14 protein-coding genes are annotated in these 20863 nt (G+C 72.9%); 6 read left to right on the top strand and 8 right to left on the bottom strand.

Features of this window, described 5'->3' with window-relative positions; all coding sequences use genetic code 11:
• The first annotated feature begins 20 nt into the window (after nucleotides 1-20).
• The gene (locus DK412_RS15350; RefSeq protein WP_109972632.1) at nucleotides 21-1148 is read left to right on the top strand and encodes an FAD-binding domain-containing protein; all 1128 of its coding nucleotides are present in this window, start codon (nucleotides 21-23) and stop codon (nucleotides 1146-1148) included.
• 530 nt (nucleotides 1149-1678) lie between these two features.
• Here DK412_RS15350 and katG read toward each other — a convergent pair.
• The 6 genes from katG to DK412_RS15315 form a co-directional block, all read right to left on the bottom strand.
• Entirely contained in the window at nucleotides 1679-3979 is a 2301-nt protein-coding gene (gene katG, locus DK412_RS15340; RefSeq protein ID WP_109972631.1) for a catalase/peroxidase HPI, read from the bottom strand.
• A gap of 445 nt (nucleotides 3980-4424) precedes the next feature.
• On the bottom strand, nucleotides 4425-5477 hold the full coding sequence (locus tag DK412_RS15335) for a helix-turn-helix transcriptional regulator (protein ID WP_109972630.1): 1053 nt from the start codon (nucleotides 5475-5477) through the stop codon (nucleotides 4425-4427).
• 112 nt (nucleotides 5478-5589) lie between these two features.
• Complete coding sequence (locus DK412_RS15330; protein WP_109972629.1) at nucleotides 5590-6354, bottom strand: alpha/beta hydrolase; 765 nt, start codon at nucleotides 6352-6354, stop codon at nucleotides 5590-5592.
• 80 nt (nucleotides 6355-6434) lie between these two features.
• Nucleotides 6435-7463 carry a UDP-glucuronic acid decarboxylase family protein gene (locus DK412_RS15325; protein ID WP_109972628.1) on the bottom strand — a complete coding sequence of 343 codons (1029 nt, stop codon included), beginning with the start codon at nucleotides 7461-7463 and terminating at the stop codon, nucleotides 6435-6437.
• A 145-nt stretch (nucleotides 7464-7608) separates the two neighbouring features.
• Nucleotides 7609-8739, bottom strand: a complete 1131-nt coding sequence (locus tag DK412_RS15320) for a glycosyltransferase (protein WP_109972627.1) — start codon at nucleotides 8737-8739, stop codon at nucleotides 7609-7611.
• Complete coding sequence (locus tag DK412_RS15315; protein ID WP_109972626.1) at nucleotides 8736-9830, bottom strand: glycosyltransferase; 1095 nt, start codon at nucleotides 9828-9830, stop codon at nucleotides 8736-8738. The genes DK412_RS15320 and DK412_RS15315 overlap by 4 nt, the downstream gene beginning before the upstream one ends.
• Nucleotides 9831-9999: 169 nt before the next feature.
• Here DK412_RS15315 and DK412_RS15310 point away from each other — a divergent pair, with 169 nt between their 5' ends.
• The 5 genes from DK412_RS15310 to DK412_RS15290 all read left to right on the top strand — a co-directional run bounded on the left by DK412_RS15310 (nucleotide 10000) and on the right by DK412_RS15290 (nucleotide 17808).
• Complete coding sequence (locus tag DK412_RS15310; RefSeq protein WP_109972625.1) at nucleotides 10000-11940, top strand: SDR family NAD(P)-dependent oxidoreductase; 1941 nt, start codon at nucleotides 10000-10002, stop codon at nucleotides 11938-11940.
• 572 nt (nucleotides 11941-12512) lie between these two features.
• Nucleotides 12513-14621, top strand: coding sequence for a glycosyltransferase (locus DK412_RS15305; RefSeq protein ID WP_109972624.1), 2109 nt, complete (start codon nucleotides 12513-12515; stop codon nucleotides 14619-14621).
• Nucleotides 14618-15568 (top strand): class I SAM-dependent methyltransferase, encoded by a 951-nt coding sequence (locus DK412_RS15300; protein WP_109972623.1) that lies wholly within the window; start codon nucleotides 14618-14620, stop codon nucleotides 15566-15568. Before DK412_RS15305 ends, DK412_RS15300 begins: the two co-directional genes overlap by 4 nt.
• A 52-nt stretch (nucleotides 15569-15620) precedes the next feature.
• Nucleotides 15621-16943 (top strand): hypothetical protein, encoded by a 1323-nt coding sequence (locus tag DK412_RS15295; protein WP_204165380.1) that lies wholly within the window; start codon nucleotides 15621-15623, stop codon nucleotides 16941-16943.
• A 61-nt stretch (nucleotides 16944-17004) separates the two neighbouring features.
• Nucleotides 17005-17808, top strand: a complete 804-nt coding sequence (locus tag DK412_RS15290) for a PIG-L family deacetylase (protein ID WP_245446958.1) — start codon at nucleotides 17005-17007, stop codon at nucleotides 17806-17808.
• Nucleotides 17809-17922: 114 nt separating this feature from the next.
• Here the strand turns inward: DK412_RS15290 and DK412_RS15285 are convergent, their stop codons facing one another.
• Both DK412_RS15285 and DK412_RS15280 read right to left on the bottom strand, forming a co-directional pair.
• Entirely contained in the window at nucleotides 17923-18969 is a 1047-nt protein-coding gene (locus DK412_RS15285) for a glycosyltransferase (RefSeq protein WP_109972622.1), read from the bottom strand.
• Nucleotides 18966-20822: an alpha/beta fold hydrolase gene (locus DK412_RS15280; RefSeq protein WP_109972621.1), complete on the bottom strand. Its 1857-nt coding sequence runs from the start codon at nucleotides 20820-20822 to the stop codon at nucleotides 18966-18968. The genes DK412_RS15285 and DK412_RS15280 overlap by 4 nt, the downstream gene beginning before the upstream one ends.
• Nucleotides 20823-20863 lie beyond the last annotated feature (41 nt).

The raw sequence follows: 20863 nt of genomic DNA, 5'->3' as shown, positions 1-20863 counted from the left end.
GGCCGGCCTAGATCCGGGTCATGCCCCATTTTCCCAGCCTGACCCGCGCCGCCGGCCTGGACGCGCTCTCCGCCTTCCTGGCCGGCCCCGGCGCGGATTACGCCGCCGCCCGCAACACCGATCGCGGCCGGGCCGCACCGACGACCTCGGCGCTGTCGCCCTACCTGCGTCGCCGGCTCCTGACCGAGGAGGAGGTCGCCCGCGCGGCGATCCGGGCTCTCGGTGAGCGCGGCGCAGAGAAATTCGTCACGGAGGTCTTCTGGCGCACCTACTTCAAGGGCCATCTCGAAACCCATCCCGAGGCCTGGGCGCGCTACCGGGCCGGGCGCCACGCTGCGCATGAGCGCCTCGCCGCGGAGCCCGGGCTGCGCCGGACCTACGAGCGGGCGGTCACGGGCGGGACCGGGATCGACGGCTTCGACGCGTGGGCGGTGCAGCTCGTCGAGGAGAACTGGCTGCACAACCACGCCCGGATGTGGTTCGCCTCGATCTGGATCTTCACCTTAGGCCTGCCCTGGGAGCTCGGGGCGGAGTTCTTCCTGCGCCACCTCCTCGACGGCGACCCCGCGAGCAACACCCTGTCCTGGCGCTGGGTCGCGGGCCTGCACACGCGGGGCAAGCCCTACCTCGCGCGGCGCGACAACATCCGCGAGTTCACGGACGGGCGCCACGATCCCGCCGGCCTGAACGAGGGGGCCGGGTCCCTGGAGGAGGAGACGCCGCCCCGGGAGGTGCCGCTGGCCTCGGCGGATCCCGCGCCGGAAGGCCCCGTCGCCCTGCTCCTCCACCTCGACGACCTGCATCCGGACAGCCTGCCCCTCGGCGGGGCCCGGGTAACGCGTGTGGGCGGCCTGGTCGCCTCGGTCGAGGAGGCGGCGGAGCCGGTGCGCGCGGCGGACGAGGCGGCGATGGCGGACGCGCTCACGCGCGCGGGGGCGCATTTCGGCTGCCCGGCCGGGCCCGTGCGGGAGGGCTGGGCGGGCGACCTGCCGGTGGTGACGGCGTGGGCTCCCGTCGGGCCGTCGGCGGATGCCCTGCCGGCGGGATGTCGTCGCGTCCGCCGGGACTGGGACGCGCGGGCCTGGCCGCTGTCGAACCGGGGGTATTCGCGCCTACGAGGCGCCATCCCGAAGGTGATGGCGGGGTGAGGGCACGAGGCGGCGCGCTCGTGCGGTGATGAGGTGCCTGCTCGACGCGCCAGGACAGTACCGCGAGAAGATTTCTTATCCCACCCACGACCTCATCCTGAGGTGTGAGCGTCAGCGAGCCTCGAAGGAGGGCTCCAGAAGCCCCTGTGATCTCTGGAGACCTCCGTCGAGGCCACCGCTTCGCTCCGGCACCTCAGGATGAGGTCGTACACAGGATAAGCCGTGCCGTCCGAAAAAACCATCGAAATACAGTTACCATTACTCAGAATATGTCTTGATCCTCGCGTCATCCCGGGACCGCGCAGCGGAACCCGGGATCCATAACCGCCGACGAGACAGGATAGGTCGAGACGCGATCCGCTTCGTTCTGAAGCGTCGACGGAGATGGATCCCGGGTTCTCGCCTCTCGGCGAGCCCCGGGATGACATCGAGGGTTTCGATCTCGGCCGTGGATAGACTTAGGCCATGCCGGTCGCGCAATCCCCTCTCCCGTGGGAGAGGGGAAGCGCTTCATTCCAAAAGCGGCGTCCTCACGCCGCCGTGGTCGTCCCCGCCTCGTTGCGCTTCACGTCGTAGCGGTCGAGCATCATCAGCTTGTGCCAGACCTTGACGAAGTCGCGCACGAACCGCTCCTGCCCGTCGCGGCCGGCATAGATCTCGGCCACGGCCCGGAGCTGCGCGTTCGCGCCGAAGACGAGGTCGCAGCGCGTTGCGGTGAACCTGGTCTCGCCGGTCTGCCGGTCGTCGAGGGTGAAGGCCAAGCCCGCCGCGTCCGTCTTCTTCCACTCGTAGTCCATGCTGGTGAGCACGGTGAAGAAGTCGTTGGTGAGCACGCCGACGCGGTCGGTGAAGACGCCGTGGCGTCCGCCGTCGTGGTTCAGGTTGAGCGCCCGCAGGCCCCCGGTCAGCGCCACCCATTCGGGGGCGGTGAGCGCGAGCAGGTTGGCCTTGTCGAGGAAGACCTGCTCGGGGGCGACGCGGCCCTGCGTGATCTCGGCGAAGGACGGATCGACGTAGTTGCGGAAGCCGTCGACGACGGGCTTGAGCCACTCGAAGCTGTCCTCGTCGGTGAGCTCCGGGGTCGTGTCCATCCGGCCCGGGACGAACGGCACCGCCACGGACGTGCCGGCCGCCTTCGCCGCCTGCTCCACTGCGGCGCAGCCACCGAGCACGATCAGGTCGGCGAGCGAGACCTTCTTGCCCCCGGCCGCCTTGCCGTTGAAGCCCGCCATGATGCCGCGCAAGCGCTCGATCACCGGCAGGGTGCGCCGGTTGACGGTCCAGCCCGATTGCGGGGCGAGCGCCAGCCGCGCCCCGTTGGCGCCGCCGCGCTTGTCGCTGTTGCGGTAGGTCGAGATCGACGAGAACGCCGTGAAGGCGAGGTCCGAGACCGACAGGCCGCTGCCCAGGATCTCCGCCTTCAGGGCGGCGATGTCGGACGCGTCCACCAGCGGGTGGTCGACCGGCGGGATCGGGTCCTGCCAGAGGAGGTCGTCCTCGATCTTCGTCTCCGGCCCGACGTAGCGCTCCTTCGGGCCCATGTCGCGGTGGGTCAGCTTGTACCACGCCTTGGAGAATTGCAGCGTGAAGTAGTCGAAGTCGGACAGGAACTTCTCGCAGATCGCGCGGTAGACCGGGTCGGTCTTGAGCGCGATGTCGCTCGTCATCATCATCAGCGGGTGGGACCGGCCCGGGATGTGGGCGTCGGGTGTCTTCGGTGCGTCAGGATCGATCGGCTCCCATTGCAGGGCACCGGCGGGGCTGCGGGTCTGCTTCCACTCGAACTTGAACAGGTTCTCCAGGTAGCTGTTGTCCCATTTCGTCGGATCCTGCGTCCAGGAGCCCTCGATGCCGTTGGTCATGGTGTTCTCGGCGGCGCCCGTCCCTTGCGGGTTGTGCCAGCCGAGGCCCATCGCCTCGATCGGGGCGATCTCCGGCGGCGGGCCGATCCGGTCGGCCTTGACCATGCCGTGGCTCTTGCCGAAGGCGTGGCCGCCGGCGATCAGCGCCACCGTCTCCTCGTCGTTCATCGCCATGCGGGTGAAGGTGACGCGGATGTCGTGGGCCGAGCCCATCGGGTCGCCGTTGGCGTAGGGCCCTTCCGGATTGACGTAGATTAGCGACTGGTGCGACGCGGCGAGCGGGTTCTCCAGGTCGTAATCGGCCTCGCCGTTCTTGCCCCGCCAGCGCTTGTCACGGCTCACCATCTCGTCGAACGACTTGACGGTGGTCGGATCCCACAGCTCCGGGCCCCAGTAGGTCGCGTTGTCGGCCTCCCAGGCGTCCTCGCGGCCGCCGGCGAAGCCGTAGGTCGGGAAGTTCATGATCTCGAGTGCGCAAGTCCCGGTCAGCACCATGAGGTCGGCCCAGGACAGGGCGCTGCCGTATTTCTGCTTGATCGGCCAGAGCAGGCGGCGCGACTTGTCGGTGTTGCCGTTGTCCCACCAGCTGCTGATCGGCGCGAAGCGCTGCAGGCCCTGGCCGGCGCCGCCGCGCCCGTCGGCGATGCGGTAGGTGCCGGCGGAGTGCCACGCCATGCGGATCATCTGCGGGCCGTAATTGCCGTAATCGGACGGCCACCACGACACCGAGCTGGTCAGGAACTGCTTGATGTCGCGCTTCAGCGCCTCGTAATCGAGCGACGCGAAAGCCGCGCGGTAATCGAACTCGGCCCCGAGCGGGTTCGCCTGCGGGCCGTTCTGGTGCAGCGTCTCGACGCGCAGGCGGTCCGGATACCAGTTCTCGAGGGTGGGCGGCGTGCCGAGCGCACCGCCGACGCGGTCGCCGCCGAAGGGGCACTTGCCCGACAGGACGTCTTGATAGGTTTCCACGTCGTCGCTCCTTCTGAGCCGATCGCGCGCCGCGATCGTGATGGGCAAGCATGCGCCGTCCGGCTGCGCAGTACGCGCCGTTCAGGCAGCATTCGTCGATCCGGAAAGGTGCGCTATACTCGTGCTGGGTATCTGATGCGGGCCGCAATGTCCGGCAGTGGACAGATCGATCCACGACGCCGACTTGGACAAGCGATCCTTCATCCCGAACTCGACACGATCATACGGTGCGCCGACGCAGATAGGCGCCGCTTCCGCTGCGGCCACTCAATTCGCGTTCACCGCGTCACGGCGTCTCGGAGGGGGTCCGGGCGCGGGCCTGGGAACGCGCAGGCCCCACGGCCCGGGACCGCTCAGCTTGGCCGGCCGATCGTGACACCCGTGTGTCCCACGCCTCAGGGGCAGCATGGCCCCTCGGGGCGGCCCGGTCGAAGGTCGGGGCAGCTCACCCCTGCGCCACGGCGCGTCCCTTGACGAGGGCGATGGTGCCGTCGTCGAGGGCGGTGAAGCGGATGCCGGCCCGGCGCAAAGCCGCGACGGCGCCGTGATGGGAGCGGGTCACGGGCGGGCGGATCCCGTCCGGCTCCGCCTCGTCCTCGAGGCGCCGCACCGTCGACAGCGACAGGCCGCTCGCCCGCGCCAGATCCTCCCGCGACCAGTCGAGCAGGAAGCGGGCGGCCCGCAGGTGGCGCCCGCGCAAGGCCTGCTCGAGCCCGCGGCGGAAGGGGCCGGCCGTCGGCGGCGAGGGTGCGCCGAGCGGCGCCATCAGGCAGTGCCAGCCGGTGATCCGGCCGGCCTCGTCGCGCACCGGCGCCGACACGACCCGGAACCGCAGCGGGCCGGGGTCCCGCAGCTGGAAGAGCGGCCGTGCCTGGAACAGGGTGCCCTCGCCGTGGTGGTGCTCGGCGCGGGCACGGAACTCGTCCCGCTCCGCCGCGGCGACCTCGGCGAACGGGTCGGCGTTGAGGTCCGCCAGGGAGCGCCCGATCCGGGCGGCCGCCTCGGGCAGGAAGTCGAAGCGCAGGTCGGGGCTGACCGAAACCAGGATCAGGCCCGCCTGCAGGAACAGCGCGCTGCGCTGGCGTTGCGCCGCGCGCCGGGCCTCGGCCAGGGCGTGCGGGTCGGTCTCGTCGAGGACGAGGCCGACGGCGCCGAGAGGCCGGCCGTCCGGCGCCAGCCGGATCTCGGTGCGGATGCCGAGGCGGCGCACGGTCCCGTCGGGCCGCACGACCCGGACCTGCACATCGGGCAGCGCGAAGCCCTGCCGGAGTTCGGTTGCGCTCGCGAGCGCCCCCTGGTCATCCGGGTGGACGAGGCTCGCGAGCAGGTCGTAGCCGGGCGGGACCGCCAGCGGATCGAGCCCGAGCAGGCGGAACAGGCCGGGCGACCAGGACTGACGCTCGGGCGCGAAGCGCCAGCTCCAGTTGCCGCTCAGCTGCGCGCCCTCGATCAGCCGCAGGACGTCGGTGCAGGCGAGATCCGGATCGAATGCAGACATCGACGACCAAGGCAGCGCGACCAGACGCGGTCGCCAGCCATAACGCAGATGGCGCCAACAATTGTTAGTTCCTGGACCCGCGTCACGGTTATCCGCGGCGGCGCCCGCGCCGTCAGGGCCGGGCGTCGAGGAACTCCAGCACCCCGGCCTTGTGCACCTTGTCGCCGACCGCGAGGTTGTGGTCGCGGTTGGGGATGTCGAGGGCCTTGGCCTCCGGGATCAGGGCGGCGAGCGCCGGCCCTGAACCCGCCACGGTGTCGGTGGTGCCGACGGCGACCAGGACCGGGACCTCGATCTGCGCAACTTCCGCCCGCGACAGGGTCTGGCGCGAGCCGCGCATGCAGGCGGCGAGCGCCCGCAGGTCGCTGCCGGTCTGCTCGGCGAAGACCCGGAACATCCGCGCCGTCGGCTCGGCGATGGCGTCGCGGGAGGGCGCCTCCATCGCCTCCGAGATGCCGGCCGGCAAGCCCCGCCCCTCGACGAGGTGGATGCCGAGACCCCCCAGCAGCGCCGAGCGGACGCGGCCGGGATGGGCGAGCGCCAGGAAGGCGGTGATCCGCGCGCCCATCGAGTAGCCCATCACGTCGGCGCGGGGGATATCGAGGTGGTCGAGGAGCCGGCGGGCATCCTCGGCCATCAGGTCGGAGCCGTAGGCCTCCGGGTCGTAGAGCTTGCCGCTGCGGCCGTGGCCGCGATTGTCGAGGGCGATCACCCGCCGCCCGGCCGTCGTCAGGCTGCGCACCCAGGAGGTGTTGACCCAGTTGACGGCGTGGTTCGACGCGAAGCCGTGGATCAGCAGGATCGGCTCGGCCGCGCCCTCCTTCGGCGGAACGTCGATATAGGCGATCGAGACGCCGTCCGAATCGAAGGTCTGCATGGCAAAAGGGCTCCCGCGCGAGGTCGGACGCGGGCTTAGCTCAGGCGCAGCCCGGCCCGCAACGCGGGAGGGCCGCCGCGTCAGGCCACCACCGCCGCCGGTGCGGCGAGCTCCAGCCGCCGGCCGGCCCGCGGGCCGTCCTCGGCCTCGTCGGCGAACCACGTCACGGTGGCGCGCAGGCCCTGCTCCAGCGGCACCCGGGGGGCCCAGCCGAGCAGTGCACCGGCGCGGGCGATGTCGGGCCGGCGCCGGCGCGGATCGTCGACGGGCAGGGGATGGTTGACGACCGTCGAGGGCGACCCGGTGAGGGCGAGCACCCGGCGCACCAGGTCCGACACCGTCAGCTCGACCGGGTTGCCGAGATTGACCGCGCCGATGTCCCGGGCCTCGGCCGGGTGCTCCATCAGCCGGTAGAGCCCGTCGATCAGGTCGTCGACGTAGCAGAAGGAGCGGGTCTGGCTGCCGTCGCCGTAGACCGTGACGTCGTCGCCGGCCAGCGCCTGGCAGATCACGTTCGAGACCACGCGCCCGTCATCGGCGCGCATCCGCGGCCCGTAGGTGTTGAAGATGCGGGCCACCCGCACCGCCGCGCGTCCGGCCCGGGCGTAGTCGGCGCAGAGCGTCTCGGCCGCCCGCTTGCCCTCGTCGTAGCAGGCGCGGGGACCCGTCGGGTTGACGTGGCCCCAGTAGCCCTCGGCCTGCGGGTGCATCTCCGGGTCGCCGTAGATCTCGGAGGTCGAGGCCTGGAGCAGGCGCGCGCCGCTCTCCTCGGCGGCCAGCAGCAGGTGACGGGTGCCGAGCACGCTGGTGAGCAGCGTGTGCTCCGGGTCGGCCTGGTAGTGCGGCGGCGAGGCCGGGCAGGCGAGATTGTAGATCCGGGCGAAGCGCTGGCGCCTGAGCCGGGCCGGCAGGGGCTGCACCACGTCGTGGGTGACGAGGTCGAAGCGCGGCTCGTGCTCGAGGTGGCGCAGGTTGCGCCGCCGCCCGGTGCCGAAATGGTCGAGGCAGACGACCTCGTGCCCTTCCGCCAAGAGCCGGTCGCACAGGTGAGACCCCAGGAACCCCGCGCCGCCGGCGACCAGGACGAGCGTGCTCTCGCGGTGTCTCATGCGGTCGATCCTCTCCAGGCTGGCCGGGCGACGACCGCCCGGGGCGCCGGTTCGGCGCCGCGGATCCGGGATCTTTGTTCCTGGATCCGCACCCGCACACAACGCGTCGCTCCCGCGCCTCGTTGCGATACATGGTGTGAGTATTTTAGGGTGCGGCGCGGACGCGGCCAGCCCCCGCTTCATGCAAGACGGCCTCGTGTAAGGCGGCCTCCTGCAAGGCGGCTTCGAGTTCCGCCGCCCGGCAGGCGGCGGTGTGGCGGGACAGGACCCGGGCGCGGGCGGCCTCGGCCTGGGCCGTCCGGGCGGCCTCGTCCCGGCCGTTCAAGGTCGCCAGCACCGCCTCGGCCCCCTCCGCCACCAGGATCTCGCGGCCGGGGGTCAGCACGGTGTCGAGCCCGTCCCAGGAATCGGAGATCAGCGGCGTGCCGCAGGCGGCGGCCTCGAACAGGCGCACGCTCGGGCTGTAGCCGGCGGCGATCATGTCGGCGCGGGTGACGTTCAGGGTGTAGCGGCTGGCGGCGTAGAAGGCCGGATGGTCGGCCGGCGCGACGTGGTCGAGGCGCGCGACGTTCTCCGGCCAGTCGATCCCGTCCGGGTATTGCGGTCCGGCGACCGCAAAGGCGAGGTGCGGCGCGCGGCGCGCCGGCTCGATCAGCAGCCGCTCCAGGGTCGGCTGCCGGTCGGGGCTGTAGGTGCCGAGGTAGCTGAGGTCGTAGCGCAGCGGCGCCGGGACCGGGGCGTAGCGCTCCGGATCGACCGAGCAGTACAGCGCCCGGGCCATCGGAGCGCCGTGCTCGCGCTCCAGCCGCCCCAGGGTCGGGCCGCCGGTGAAGGAGAGGTAGAGGTCGTAGGACCGGATCAGCTCCGGCGTGAGGTATTCGTGGTCGCCGCGGGCGAGCTTGGCCAGCGTCACCGGGGTGTCGATGTCGTAGAAGGCGGCGACGGCGTTCGCCCGGTGGGCGGCCCGGATCGCCATCTGCCCGACCGCGACCCCGTCCGGCACGTAGGAGCCGACCATCACGGCATCGGCGGCTTCCAGCCGCGGCGTCAGGTCGGCGAGCTCGGACAGGTCCCGGTAAAGCACGAGGTCGCAGTAGCCCGGCTCCGCGAGGTCGCGGTGGGCGGCGTACCAGGGCACGTCGCGCTCCAGGAAGGTGACCCGGTGGCCGCGGGCGGCGAAGGCCTTCAGCAGCGCCCGGTAGGTCGTGGCATGGCCGTTGCCCCAGGACGAGGACAGGCTCAGGCCCAGGACCACGAGGTCGAGGGGGCGGCTCACGCGGCAGCCCCCCGGCGGGCGGCGAGCGCCCGGCGCAACAGTGCGTCGACCTCGGCGCCGCGGCGCGCATAGGTGTGCTCGGACAGGATGCGCCGGCGCGCCGCCGCCCCGATCGCCCGCGCCCCGTCTTGCGTCAGCGCCTCGACATGGGCGGCGACGTCGCGCCCGTCGCGGGCGACCAGCACCTCGCTCCCCTCGGCGAGGAACATCTCGAGACCGGTCCAGGCATCGGTGATCAGGCAGGCCCCGGCGCCGGCGGCCTCGAACACCCGGGTCGCCGGCGACCAGCCGGTGGCCGCCATCGAATCGCGGGCGATGTTGAGCACGGCCCGGGGCGAGGTGTTGAAGGCGTTGTGGTCCGCCGTCGGCACGTGGCCGATGCGGCGCACGTTGTCGGGGAGCGTTCGCCACTCCCAGCCGTTGCCGCCGATGAGGAAGCGCCGCTCGGGCAGGCTCGCGGCGGGATTAAGAAAAAACTCTTCCACCCGCGCCTCGCGGTCGGGCAGGCGGTTGCCCAGGAAGGCGAGGTCGGCGGAGAACCGGGGTTCCGCCGGGACCGGGTGGTGGGTGTCGGGATCGAGCGCGTTGTAGATCGGCACGCAGGCCCTGGCCCCGAAGCCGCGATACGCCTCCACCACCGGCGGCCCGCCGCCGTAGGTCAGCACGAGGTCGAGGTCGGGCAGGACCCGCCGCAGCGGGTGGTCGGGGGAGGCGCCGATCTCGGCGAGCGTCGCCGGCGCGTCGACGTCCCAGAACAGCCGCACCGCGTCGGGCCGGGCCGTCCGCGCCAGCTCGACGAGCAGGAGGTCGTCGAAGACGCCGACGCCGGAGGCCTTGACCACCACGTCGGCGCTCGCCGCCTCGCCGATCACGTCGCGCGCCGCCGCCTCGGTGGCGGGGTAGACGACCACCCTCGCCCAGTCCGGCGGGTCGATGTCGCGGTGCTGCTGACGCTCGAAGGCGTCGGGCTCGTAGAAGGTCGTGTGCCAGCCCCGACCGGCGAGATCGCGGATCAGGCCGCGATAATAGGTGGCGGCGCCGTTCCAGTAGGCGGAGAGCAGGCTGGAGCCGTAGAAGGCGAGGCTGGGCATGCGGCGCGGGGGTCTCCCTCTTGCGCATCGCGCACCCGCGATGCTCCCTGTCTGTATGTCCAGATGGCGGAGCGCCGGCATTTGGCAAATCCCGGAGCCCGAAAGAATCCGGGCGTCCCCGCCGCGTTGACACCGCGGGAGCCCCGGCCGATACCGCGCCCGGCTCCCGATGCGCAGACAGATCCTCAAGACCGCGACGATCATCGTCCACGACCTCGTGGCGACGGCCCTCGCCGTGCTCCTCACCTTCGTGATCCGGTTCGACGGGCCCCTGCTCGCCGAGCGGCTCGCCCACCTGCCGGTGCTGCTGCCGCCCTTCGTGGCCTGCGCCGGCCTGGTCTATCGCGCCTTCGGGCTCTACCGGACCAAGTGGCGCTTCGCCTCGCTGCCGGACCTCGCCAACATCGTGCGCGCCGTGGCCGTGCTCACGCTGCTGCTCCTGGTGCTCGACTACGTGCTGGTGTCGCCGGTCGCGTTCGGCATCTACTTCTTCGGCAAGATCGCCATCGGGCTGTACTTCGTCCTGCAGGTCTTCCTGCTCGGCGGGCCGCGGCTGGCGTTCCGCTACCTGAAATACAGCCGCTCGCGCCAGAGCGCGGCGCGGGCCGCCAGCACGCCGACGCTGCTGATCGGGCGCGGCCACGACATCGAGGTGGTGCTCCGCGCGATCGAATCGGGCGCGGTGCGCAAGCTCGACCCGAAGGGCATCCTCTCGCCCCGGGCCGAGGAGCAGGGCCAGACCATGCGCGGCGTGCCGGTGCTCGGCGCCGTCTCCGACCTCGACGCGGTGGTGGCGGGCCTGGCCGCCCGCGGCGTGCCGATCCGCCGCCTCGTCGCGACGCCGAGCGCGCTCGCGCCGGAGGCCGAGCCCGAGGCGCTGATCGCGAAGGCGCGCCGCCTCGGCCTGCCGCTCGCCCGGGTGACGAGCCTCGGCGACGCGGGACGCGGGGCTGAGCTCGCCCCGATCGAGATCGAGGACCTGCTCCTGCGCCCGACCGTCGCCATCGACCGGCCGCGGCTGGAGCACTTCCTCACCGGGCAGCGGGTGGTGGTCACGGGCGGCGGCGGCTCGATCGGCTCGGAGATCTGCGCGCGGGCCGTGGCCTTCGGGGCGAGCGCCGTGCTGGTGCTGGAGAGCTCGGAGCCCGCCCTGCACGGGGTGCTCAGCCGTCCCGGGCTCTCCGGCCAGGAGGGAGTCAGCGGCGTCATCGCCGATATCCGCGACCGCGACCGGATGATCCGGGTGCTGAAGGACTTCCGGCCCGACTACGTCTTCCACGCCGCGGCGCTCAAGCAGGTGCCCTACCTGGAGCGGGACTGGAGCGAGGGCATCAAGACCAACGTCTTCGGCTCGGTCAACGTCGCCGACGCGACGCTGGCGGCCGGCGCCAAGGCGCTGGTGATGATCTCGACCGACAAGGCGATCGAGCCGGTGTCGCAGCTCGGCGTCACCAAGCGCTTCGCCGAGATGTACGCCCAGGCCCTCGATGCCGGCCGTGGGCCGACCGAGACCCGCCTCGTCGCGGTGCGCTTCGGCAACGTGCTGGGCTCGGTCGGCTCGGTGGTGCCGGTGTTCAAGGCGCAGATCGCCCGCGGCGGTCCGGTCACGCTCACTCATCCCGACATGGTGCGCTACTTCATGACGGTGCGCGAGGCCGCCGACCTCGTGCTCACCGCCGCCTCCCACGCCGACCGCGAGGCCCGTGCGCCCGGCGCCGGCGACCAGCGCGCCGCCGTCTACGTGCTCAAGATGGGGCAGCCGGTGCGCATCCGCGACCTCGCCGAGCGGATGATTCGCTTGGCCGGCTTCGAGCCCGGCGAGGACATCGACGTCGTCGTCACCGGCGCCCGCCCGGGCGAGCGCCTGAACGAGATCCTGTTCGCCCGCGACGAGCCGATGGTGAACCTCGAAGGGATCGACGGGGTGATGGCGGCCAAGCCCGTCTTCGCCGATCGCGCCCAGCTCGCCGCCTGGCTCGACCGCCTGGCGGCGGCCGTGGCGGCCAACGACCGGGCGGCGGCCGATGGGGTGTTCGGCGAGGCGATCCCGGACTTCCTGCACCGGGCCGGCCACGCGGGCGAGGCCGCGCCCCTCTCCCGCGCGGGATAGGGCATCCTCGACGAAGCGGAGGCCGGTTCGTCGACGACGCGGCGAAACCGGAAGTCCATTCGATTCGACCGACGAGATCGACCCGGTGGGTGTTCGCTCCGTGAGCGCCCATCGAACAGGCTCGCGACGGCGCAGGGCAGGTCCGGACGCAAGTCGCGCCGTCGCCGGTCCATACTCTTGCCCGTCCGCACGCGACGGCACACCCGCTCCTCCGACCGCCGGTCACATGCGCCAAGTGGACGATTCGCGCCTCGTCATCGTTTCGTCGCGACTCTACAATCTTGGATTGCGCGATCGGGCCGGTCTGTCTCGCACGACCTGCATGACAGTCTCATCCTGAACCTCTGACGCACGGCAAGTCGTCGTCCACACCCTCGTTACTTTACAGGATTGGCGCGGCCTGATACGGCGTGTCGATCGTAAGTCAGCAAGCCGGCAAATTTGTATTTTCATGGTGCATTGGTCTTGCGCGGCGAAGCATGAAATTACTCAAGAACATATCAAGAAATATTCACCTGCTTCGCAGCAATCGCCCGGCAACAACGGGCGACGATCAGCGTCTTCCCAAGGAATTGCGCGCAAATTTAAGTGAAAATTCCCATCTCCACCTGGGCGGTCCGGAGCCGCTACGGGATGGCACTGACCGACCCGCCGGTCGCGACGGCGGGGCGGGGCGCGGCACCCCGCGCCTACCGGCCGATTTCAGCCCGCAGGGCTACCGCGACCGCAACCCGGAGCTCCGGGACCTGTCGGACGACGAGGCCGGCCTGCACTACGCCGCGGCCGGCAAGGCCTCGGGCCTCGCCTACCGGCCGGACCAGATGGCGGGCTTTGATCCGGACCATTTTCGCGAGACCCACCCGGCTTTCGCCCATGCCGACGACGCGACCTGCCTCGCCGCCTGGCAGGCGCAGGGCGGAGCGGAGGGCGACCCGGGCCACCAGGCGGCGCATCTCGCGCGCCTCGGCCTGTCCCTGAGGGCCTACCCCGCGGCCTTCCCGTGGCGCTTCTACACGCGCCTCTACCCGCGCGCCGCCGCCCATCGCTGGGCGGCCCTCGCCCATTTCCTGCGCGAGGGCTTCGCCGAATCCGGCGAGCAGATTCCCTACGGCGAGGACGCGGCGTCGTTCCTGATCGCGGTCGGGGACCATTTCGCCGCACGCCACTCTTCCGCGGCGATCCGGGCCTACGAGCTGGCCGCGGCGCGCGCGCCCTCCCGCACGACGCGGGCGCGACTCGCCGAGGCCTATGGCCGCGCCGGCGCCTGGAGCGCCGCCCTCGCCCTCTACGAGGAGCTCTTGGACGACGAGGAGCTCTTGGACGGTCTTCCAGGCAGCCCGGCGGCGGACGCGGCGGCCTGTGAGGTCGCTTTCCGCGGCTTCGTGACCGCGGCGGCGGCGCGCGCCGCGTGGCCGCGCCTGTTCGCCCGCCTTCCCCGGGCGCTCGCCGGCCCGGTGCCCGCGCCTTTGGGCGACGCCCTGGTCCGCGACGCCGCCGAGCGCTACTTCGCCGAGCGCGGCCGCGCCGCTCGGGCGCTCTACGCGCAAGGACGCCGGGAGGAGGGCGACGCCTGCCTCGCCGAGGCCATCCGCGGCGTCGCCGACCTGTCGGCCGCCTGCCTGCCCGCCGGCACGCGGGCGCCGTCGCCCGAACCCTTCGTCGCGGTGCTGGCCGACGGCCTGCCGGACGGCGCCCGCCGCCGGCTGGAGCGGTCGATCGACCTGCTCGGCTGCGCCGTGCGCGTCTTCGATCTCGGTGCGGTCCGGGCGTTCGAGGAAGCCCTGCCGGAGGCGCACGCCGCCATCGTGGTGCGGATGCCGGCCTGGCCCACCGTGGTTCAGGCGCTCGTGCGCGCCCGGCGGCTCGGCGTCCCGACCGTGTACGAGACCGACGAGCTGACGGTCGATCCGCACCATGCCCCGCCGCCGCTCGCGGCCTTCGCGGGCCGGATCGGCGAGCAGGTCTACGACGACCTGGTCTTCGGGGTGGCGCTCTATCGCGGGGCGGCCGCGCTCTGCGCGTACGGCCTCGCGCCGACCCGGGCGCTGGCCGCGCATCTCGACCGGGTCGTCGGGACGGGCCGCAGCTTCGTCGTCCGGGACGTCGCGGTGCCGGACGCAGCCTCGCGCGAGACCGGCGACGGGATCGGCCTGTTCCTCCACGCGGCGCGATCGCGGGTCGTGGGCCCGGCGGATGCCACCGGCGCGGCGCTGCTGCACGTCCTGGAGAGGGAGCCGCAGGTCAGGCTGACGACGGCCGGCTTCGTCCTTCTCGACGACGCCTTCGCGCCGTTCTCCGATCGCATCACGCAAGCCGGCCCCGTCCGGGACTGGGAGGAGGCGCTGCGCGGCTGCGACCTGAACCTCGTCCCGGCGGACGGCAGCGAGGCCGAGGCCTGCCTGGCGCCGACCGGCTGGCTTGCCGCCGCGCGCTTCGGGATCCCGACCCTGGCGGACGACACGCCCGCCCACCGCGAGACCCTGCAGGACGGGGTCGACATCCATCTCGCCGCGGGGCGGGACGCCTGGACGACCGCCCTTGCCACGCTCGTCGCCGCGCCGGACCGGCGCGCGGCGCTCGGATCGGGGGCGGCGCGCCGCCTGCGCAGCACGCACGCGCCCGAGGCCGCCGCCGCGGCGTACCGCGCCATGATCGAAACCCTTCGGAGCCGACGGCCGTGACGCGCCCGACCACCCGCCCCGGCCTCACGGCCCTGCGCCGCACCCTCGCACGGATCCTCGATCCCGACCGCGGCAAACCTGCCCCGGCGCCCGCCGCCCCGCCGGATCCCGGGCCGGCCGCGCCCCCGGAGCCCGAGACCCCGGAACCCGAGACCCTGGACGCGCAGCTCGAGCGCCTGATCGGCGCGATCGCCGCCCGGGCGACGACGCTGGCCATGGACGGCTCGTTCTACCACGAGGTCGGCCCGGCGGTGCGCGGCGACAGCCTGGAGGCGGCGTCCGCCGAGGACCTGCTCGCCGCCGCCTTCCGGCCCGGCGCGCGGCTGCTCGATTTCGGCTGCGGGGCGATGCACAGCCGACCCTTCATCGAGTCGCTCGGCTACGCCTGGCAGGGCGTCGACTACCTCGACAGCGTCTCGGGCTTGGTGCGGGACGACGTGGCGCGCCTCGGCGACGCGGTGCGCTTCTACGACGGGCGGGTGCTGCCCTTCGCCGACGGGGAATTCGACGTGGTCTGGGCGATGGTGGTGCTCCACCACGTGCAGCACATCGATCTCAGCTTCGGCGAGATCGCCCGGGTGCTGCGGCCCGGTGGCAAGCTGATCGGGCAGGTGGCCTACCTGGAGCAGATGCAGGATTTCGGCACCTTCAACTTCACGCCCTACGGCATGAAGGTCGCCGCGCGGGAGGCGGGCCTGCGGCTGACCCGGGTCGAGCCGAAGCACGACGCCTTCGTGTTCCTGCTCCGGCGCCTGCTGATCACCCTGACGGCGAGCGACGAGACGCCGTTCAACCCCATGATGGGACCGGAAGGCTTCGTCCACCGCACCCTGATCGAGACCGGGCAGCGGCTCGGCCTCGACATCCGCACCACCAACCTGCTCCGGCTCCTGTTCTGCACGCATTTCGTGTTCGAGATCGAGAAGGCCGGGGGCGACGCGCCGTGAGCGGGTCCGGCGCGTCCTCCCCCGCCGCGACGGGCGCGCCGGCGGGCGCACCATGACGGCCGCCGAGCCGATGCGACGGGCGCCGGCGCGGGGCGGCTGGGCGCGGGCCGGCGCCGATCCCGTCGCGGCGGTCCGGGCCGCCGAGGCCCTGCGGGATCGCGGCGACGTCCTCGGCGCGGCGGCGATCGTGGCGGAGCTGTGCCGGCTTTTTCCGCACCTGCCCTACGGCTGGCGCGAGCGCGCGGTCCTGCGCCGGCGGGCGGGCGACGGGCCGGGCGCCGCGCGCGACTTCGCGCGGGCGCGGGCGGCGGATCCGGGCGACCTCCTCACCCTGGTCCAGTCCGTGCGCCAGCTCGCCGGGGCGGGCCGGCTCGCCGAGGCGCAGGCCTGCCTCTCGGCCTTCCCGGCGAGGCCGGCGCAGTCGAGCCGGGTGGAGCGGCTCGAGCAGCTGATCGCCTACATGCGGCGCTATCCCGAGGCGGAAGCGATGCGCCTCGCCATGGCGGTCCGCGAAAGCCCGCGCCACCTCGACACCGCCTCCGTGGAGGCGCGCATCGCCGCGGCCTTGGCCGGGCGGCATCCCTTCTCGCTGGTCCGGCTCGGCGACGGCGAGGGCGCCTGGATCAGCGATCCCGACGAGGAGGACGGGCGTTTCCACAGCCTCTACCGCCGCAACCGCAAGCGCATCCTGCGGACCTGGTTCGGCAGCGACGCCCTGGTCGACCGCCCGGACTTCGTGGCCTTGCGCGAGCGCGTCCTGGAGGCGATCCGGGCCGCCTCGGTGGTGGGCGTGACCTACCCGGAGCGGATCCGGCACGAATACGGCATCGCCAGCCCCGACGGCGTACCGAGCTGCACCAACGTGCTGCGCGAGGTCGCGCCCCTGCTGGAGCAGGGCGACACGGCCTTCTGCACCCACGACATCCACCTGGACCTGCACCTCTCGGGCGCCCTGCATCGGCTGCTCGCGGCCGGTCACCCGGTCGGCCTGATCTCCTGCCACCCGGCTCTGGCCGCCGCGCTGGCGCGCCGGCCCGGCACACGGGTCGCGGCCGCCCTGCTCGTGCCGGAGGAGAAGCGCTTCGCCGCCGTCATCGGCGCGACCGGGATGCCGGGTCCCCACTACCCGGACGCCTTCGGGCGGGTGACGGCGCGGCTGCGCGGCCGGGACTGGCCGGGCGTGCTCTGGCTCGTCGCGGCCGGCTACCTGGGCAAGCTCTACTGCCGCGAGATCGCCGCCCGCGGCGGCGTCGCCGTCGATATCGGGTCGATCGCGGATGCGTGGTCCGGCAAGGCGACCCGCCCGGGCCTCGCCGACCTCGCCCGCTACCGCCTCGAGACCGCCGACCAGCCCGTCCCCGCGGGCGCACGATGAATCTCACCGCATGACCACCCGGGCCGAAGCCGCCAAGAAGACGACGACCATGAGGACGCCCATGACGACCGATCCTGCCGCGGCCGGGGAGCGGGTGCTGCGCACCCTGGCGGCGCGCCAGCCCCTCGATCTGGCGGTGGCGGTCGTCACGGCGCATCCGGACGACGAGACGATCGGGCTCGGCGGCGTGATGGCCCATCTGCGGGACCTCACCCTGCTGCAGATCTCGGACGGCGCGCCGCTCGATCCGGCCTTCGCGGCGCAGGCCGGGTTCCCGACGCGCCAGGCCTACGCGGCGGCGCGACGCGGCGAGCTCGTCGACGCGCTCGCCGTGCTGGTCGAGGGCCGCCTCGCCCGCCAGGTCTTCTACGAAATCCCGGACGGGCGGCTCGCGGACCACCTGGCGACCGTGATCGAGCGGCTGGCCGAGGACCTGATCTGCGTCGACGCGGTCCTGACCCACCCCTACGAGGGCGGCCATTTCGATCACGACGCGGCGGCCTTCGCGGTGCAGCAGGCCTGCGCGCGCCTCGCCCGCCAGGGCAGCCACGCCCCGGCGCGGCTCGAATTCACCAGCTACCACCGGGTGAACGGGGCCTTGCGCACCGGGCGCTTCCTCGACGATCCGGGCTGCCCGGAGGTCGTCGTCCCGCTGACGCCGGAGGCGGCCCGCCGCAAGGAGGCGGCCTTCGCCTGCCATCGCAGCCAGACCGGCAACCTCGCCCTGTTCGGGTTCGGCCCCGAGCGCTTCCGGGCGGCGCCGGTCTACGACTTCTCCCGGCCGCCGCCGGGCGGCGAGATCATGTACGGGATGGAGGTGTGGCAGGGGCTGAGCCGGGCCTTCGCCGCGGCGGCGGGGGGCTGACCCGGAGGTCAAACGCTTTCCGCCCGAGATGTTCGAGAAAAGATAAAGCGCGTCCCCCCTCTCCAGGCGATCCCGCGGTTTATTAGCAATACAATAGATCAAACAGACGCCACGTCATCCCAACCCGTACAGTGCCAGGTGCCGCTCGGCGATGCTCGGCCAGGTGCGGGCGCGCAGGGCGTCCGGATCGCGGCCGGCGAGGGCCGCGCGGTGGCCCTCCGCCGAGACCAGCCCGCGGATGGCGGCCGCCGTCGCCTCGACCGAGAGGTGGGGCACCGTCGCGGCCTCGAGCCAGTCCGGCGTCTTGGCCGAGTGCGTGGTGACGACCGCCAGGCCGTGCTCCAGGCACGCGAGAGCCGATCCGCGCTTCTCGCTCACCCCGTCGGGGAACGGCAGGAGGGCGACGCGGGCCCGGGACAATTCGTCGGAGACCCGCTCCGGCTCGGCATTGAGGACGAGCCGGATTCCGAGCCGTTCGGCCCGCGCCGAGACCTCCCGGAAGACCGGGCAATCGGGGCCGGAGGGCGAGCCGATGACCGCGATGGCGAGCCGCTCGCCCTCGGCGCGCAGCCGCTCCGCCACCGCCAGGAAATCCTCGAGACCCTTGTCCGGGCCGATCTGGCCGAAATAGACCAGCGTCGGCTCGCGCGCCTCGGAGGGGACGTCCGGCCGGCCGACCGCGATGTTGGAGCCGATCGGCACCACCAGCGTGCGGCAGCGGCGGACAGGGAAGAACGCCTCGAAGGCGCGGCGCTCGAACTCGTTCGAGAAGATCACCGTGGCGCGCGACAGCGCGAAGGTCAGGAAATAGCATTTCCGGACCCGGTTGAAGATCGTGAACTCGTGCAGGGTCAGGTAGAGGCGCGAGCCCCCGACCAGGACCGGCGCGAGGGCGACGGCCGGCGACTTGCCGAGATTCATCGACGGGTACTGCACGTGCAGGACCGAGCGGCGGCCGGCGCCCTGCCGCCAGACGCGCAGCAGGCCCCGGACCGACCAGGTCGGCAGGCGCTCCACCCGGACGTCGAGGCCGCGCTCGCCGATGATCGTGCGCAGCTTCTCGGTGTAGTCGGAGACGCCGCAACGCGCTCCGGGCCTGGCCGTCACGACGAGGGTCGCCCGCGCGGCCCCCGGGCCGCCGGTGAGGGCGACGCCGCTCACGCCCGCACCGCCGCAACGGGGGCCGGACGGGACCCGGACGGGTCCGGGACGTCGCGCGGGCGGGCCGCCAGGCCGGCTTCGGGCTCGGCGCTGCGGGCGCGCCGCGCATCCTCGACGGCGTCCCGCACGATCGCGAAGAGCCGCTCCTGGTCGGCGGGCCGGCTCAGGTTGTGGTCGACGTCGTCCAGGACGGTGACGGGGTAGCCGAGCTTGCGCGCGATACCCTCGGGCGACTGGCCGAGATTGGCGGCGAGCGCGGCGATGCCCCGGTCGCCCCGGCTGTAGACCGCGTGGATCCGTGCGCCGCGGCGGCGCAGCCGCGCCACCCGCCGGGCCACCGTCACGCCGCCCGGGGCGAGGCCCGGGATGCGCGCCGTCCAGGCCGCGAGCCGGGCCCGGGCGTCGCGCCCCACCGCCCGCAGGATCCGGCCGACGGGCAGTTCGCCGCTGACGATCCGGCGCCAGAGGGCGCCCTGCCGCGCCCGCTCCGCGTAGCTCACCTCGCCGCGGAAGGAATCGCGGATCATCGTCTCGACGTCGGTGCCGGGCGCGACGTCGAAGCAGTACAGGTTGACCAGGACCGCCGCGGACAGCCGTTCGTCGCGGCAGATCGTCTGGAAGGCCAGGAACGCGCCGCTGCAGACGCCGAGGACCACGCAGGGCGTGTGCTGCCGGGCCTCGAGATGGTTGAGCGCGGCCTGGACGTCCTCGACCGCGTCCACGGTGTAGAGCGGCGGGGCGCCGTCCGGGCGCTCGGCGCTGTCGCCGACGCCGCGCAGGTCGAAGCGGAACGAGGCGATGCCGGACGCAGCCAGCCGCCGGGCGAGCTGCGTCGTCTGCCGGCCGTGGCCGGCGCGCGGGTTGCGCCCGGAATTGACCACCAGCACCGTGCCGCCGCCCCACGCCCCCCGCGGCCGGCACAGGATGCCGACGAGGCCGGGGCCGAAGCGCGACACCTCCTCCTGCCACGCCGCATCGGCGAGCCGGCACGGCGCGGGCGAGGGGATGGACGCGGGGACGGGCGAGGAGGCGGCCGGCGCGGGCGCCTGCGCCACGGCGAAGTCGCGCACCCGCGCGAAGGTCTCGGCCGGAAGGCGGGGGAAGAGCGGATCGGAGACGAGCTGGGTCAGGTCGGGGAGCGGCCCGGTCTCGACATCGCTCCCGAGCGCCCGGTAGCGCTCGGCCAGGGTCTCGATCTTCGGCCCGAGCATCAGGATCTGCGGCGCCGGGGCGCGCTTGGAGGCCGCGAGGTCGAGCCGGGCGAGGTCGGCGAGGGTCCGCGGCCCGAGGAGGAAGCTGCCGACCATCAGCGAGTCGGGCTCCTGCGGCATCGGCGTGCGGTCGGGCATCACGTCGATGAGCCGCGACTGCATCGCCATCTCGCGGCGATAGGCCTTGCCGGTGGAGAACGGCGCCAGCATCACCAGCCGGTCGATGTCCCCGCCCGAGAGCGCGGCCAGGGTCGCGCCGAGGCGCAGGCCCACCACCACGACCTCCTCCGCCCCCGCCCGCTCGCGCAGGTAGGCGATACCGGCCCGGATCGCGTCGAGCGCCGCCGGGATCTCGGGGCCCGCCGGATCACGGGAATCGCCCTGGCCCGGATAGTCGAAGCGCAGGGTCGGGCAGCCGGTGCCGGCGATCATCGCGGCGAGCTCGCGCCAGGAGCGGTAGGCGCACCATTGCTCGAACCCGAAGGTGCCGCAAAGGAGAACGCCGCGCCGGCGCGCGCCCGGGCTGAACCAGCCGAACGCGTCGCCGAGCACGACCGGGACCGGCTCCGCCGCCAGGCTCTCCGCGGCCGGTCCCAGGATCGGCCCCGAGATCGGCCCTTCGCGTGCGCCGTCGGTCAGCATCTGAACTCGTCCTTCGCCCTGTCCGCCGAGCAGCGCCCGAT

It is taken from the genome of Methylobacterium sp. 17Sr1-1 (assembly GCF_003173775.1).
Lineage (GTDB): Bacteria > Pseudomonadota > Alphaproteobacteria > Rhizobiales > Beijerinckiaceae > Methylobacterium.
Note: the sequence above shows the minus strand (reverse complement) of the source record. Positions and strands in the feature narration are given on the sequence as shown.

Bases quoted from the DNA above. Each gene is read 5' to 3' on its own strand.
- DK412_RS15290 (WP_245446958.1), top strand. From the start codon at position 17,005: ATGACGACCGATCCTGCCGCGGCCGGGGAGCGGGTGCTGCGCACCCTG.
- DK412_RS15280 (WP_109972621.1), bottom strand. From the start codon at position 20,822: ATGCTGACCGACGGCGCACGCGAAGGGCCGATCTCGGGGCCGATCCTG.
- DK412_RS15325 (WP_109972628.1), bottom strand. From the start codon at position 7,463: ATGAGACACCGCGAGAGCACGCTCGTCCTGGTCGCCGGCGGCGCGGGG.
- DK412_RS15335 (WP_109972630.1), bottom strand. From the start codon at position 5,477: ATGTCTGCATTCGATCCGGATCTCGCCTGCACCGACGTCCTGCGGCTG.
- DK412_RS15310 (WP_109972625.1), top strand. From the start codon at position 10,000: ATGCGCAGACAGATCCTCAAGACCGCGACGATCATCGTCCACGACCTC.
- DK412_RS15315 (WP_109972626.1), bottom strand. From the start codon at position 9,830: ATGCCCAGCCTCGCCTTCTACGGCTCCAGCCTGCTCTCCGCCTACTGG.
- DK412_RS15330 (WP_109972629.1), bottom strand. From the start codon at position 6,354: ATGCAGACCTTCGATTCGGACGGCGTCTCGATCGCCTATATCGACGTT.
- DK412_RS15350 (WP_109972632.1), top strand. From the start codon at position 21: ATGCCCCATTTTCCCAGCCTGACCCGCGCCGCCGGCCTGGACGCGCTC.
- DK412_RS15295 (WP_204165380.1), top strand. From the start codon at position 15,621: ATGACGGCCGCCGAGCCGATGCGACGGGCGCCGGCGCGGGGCGGCTGG.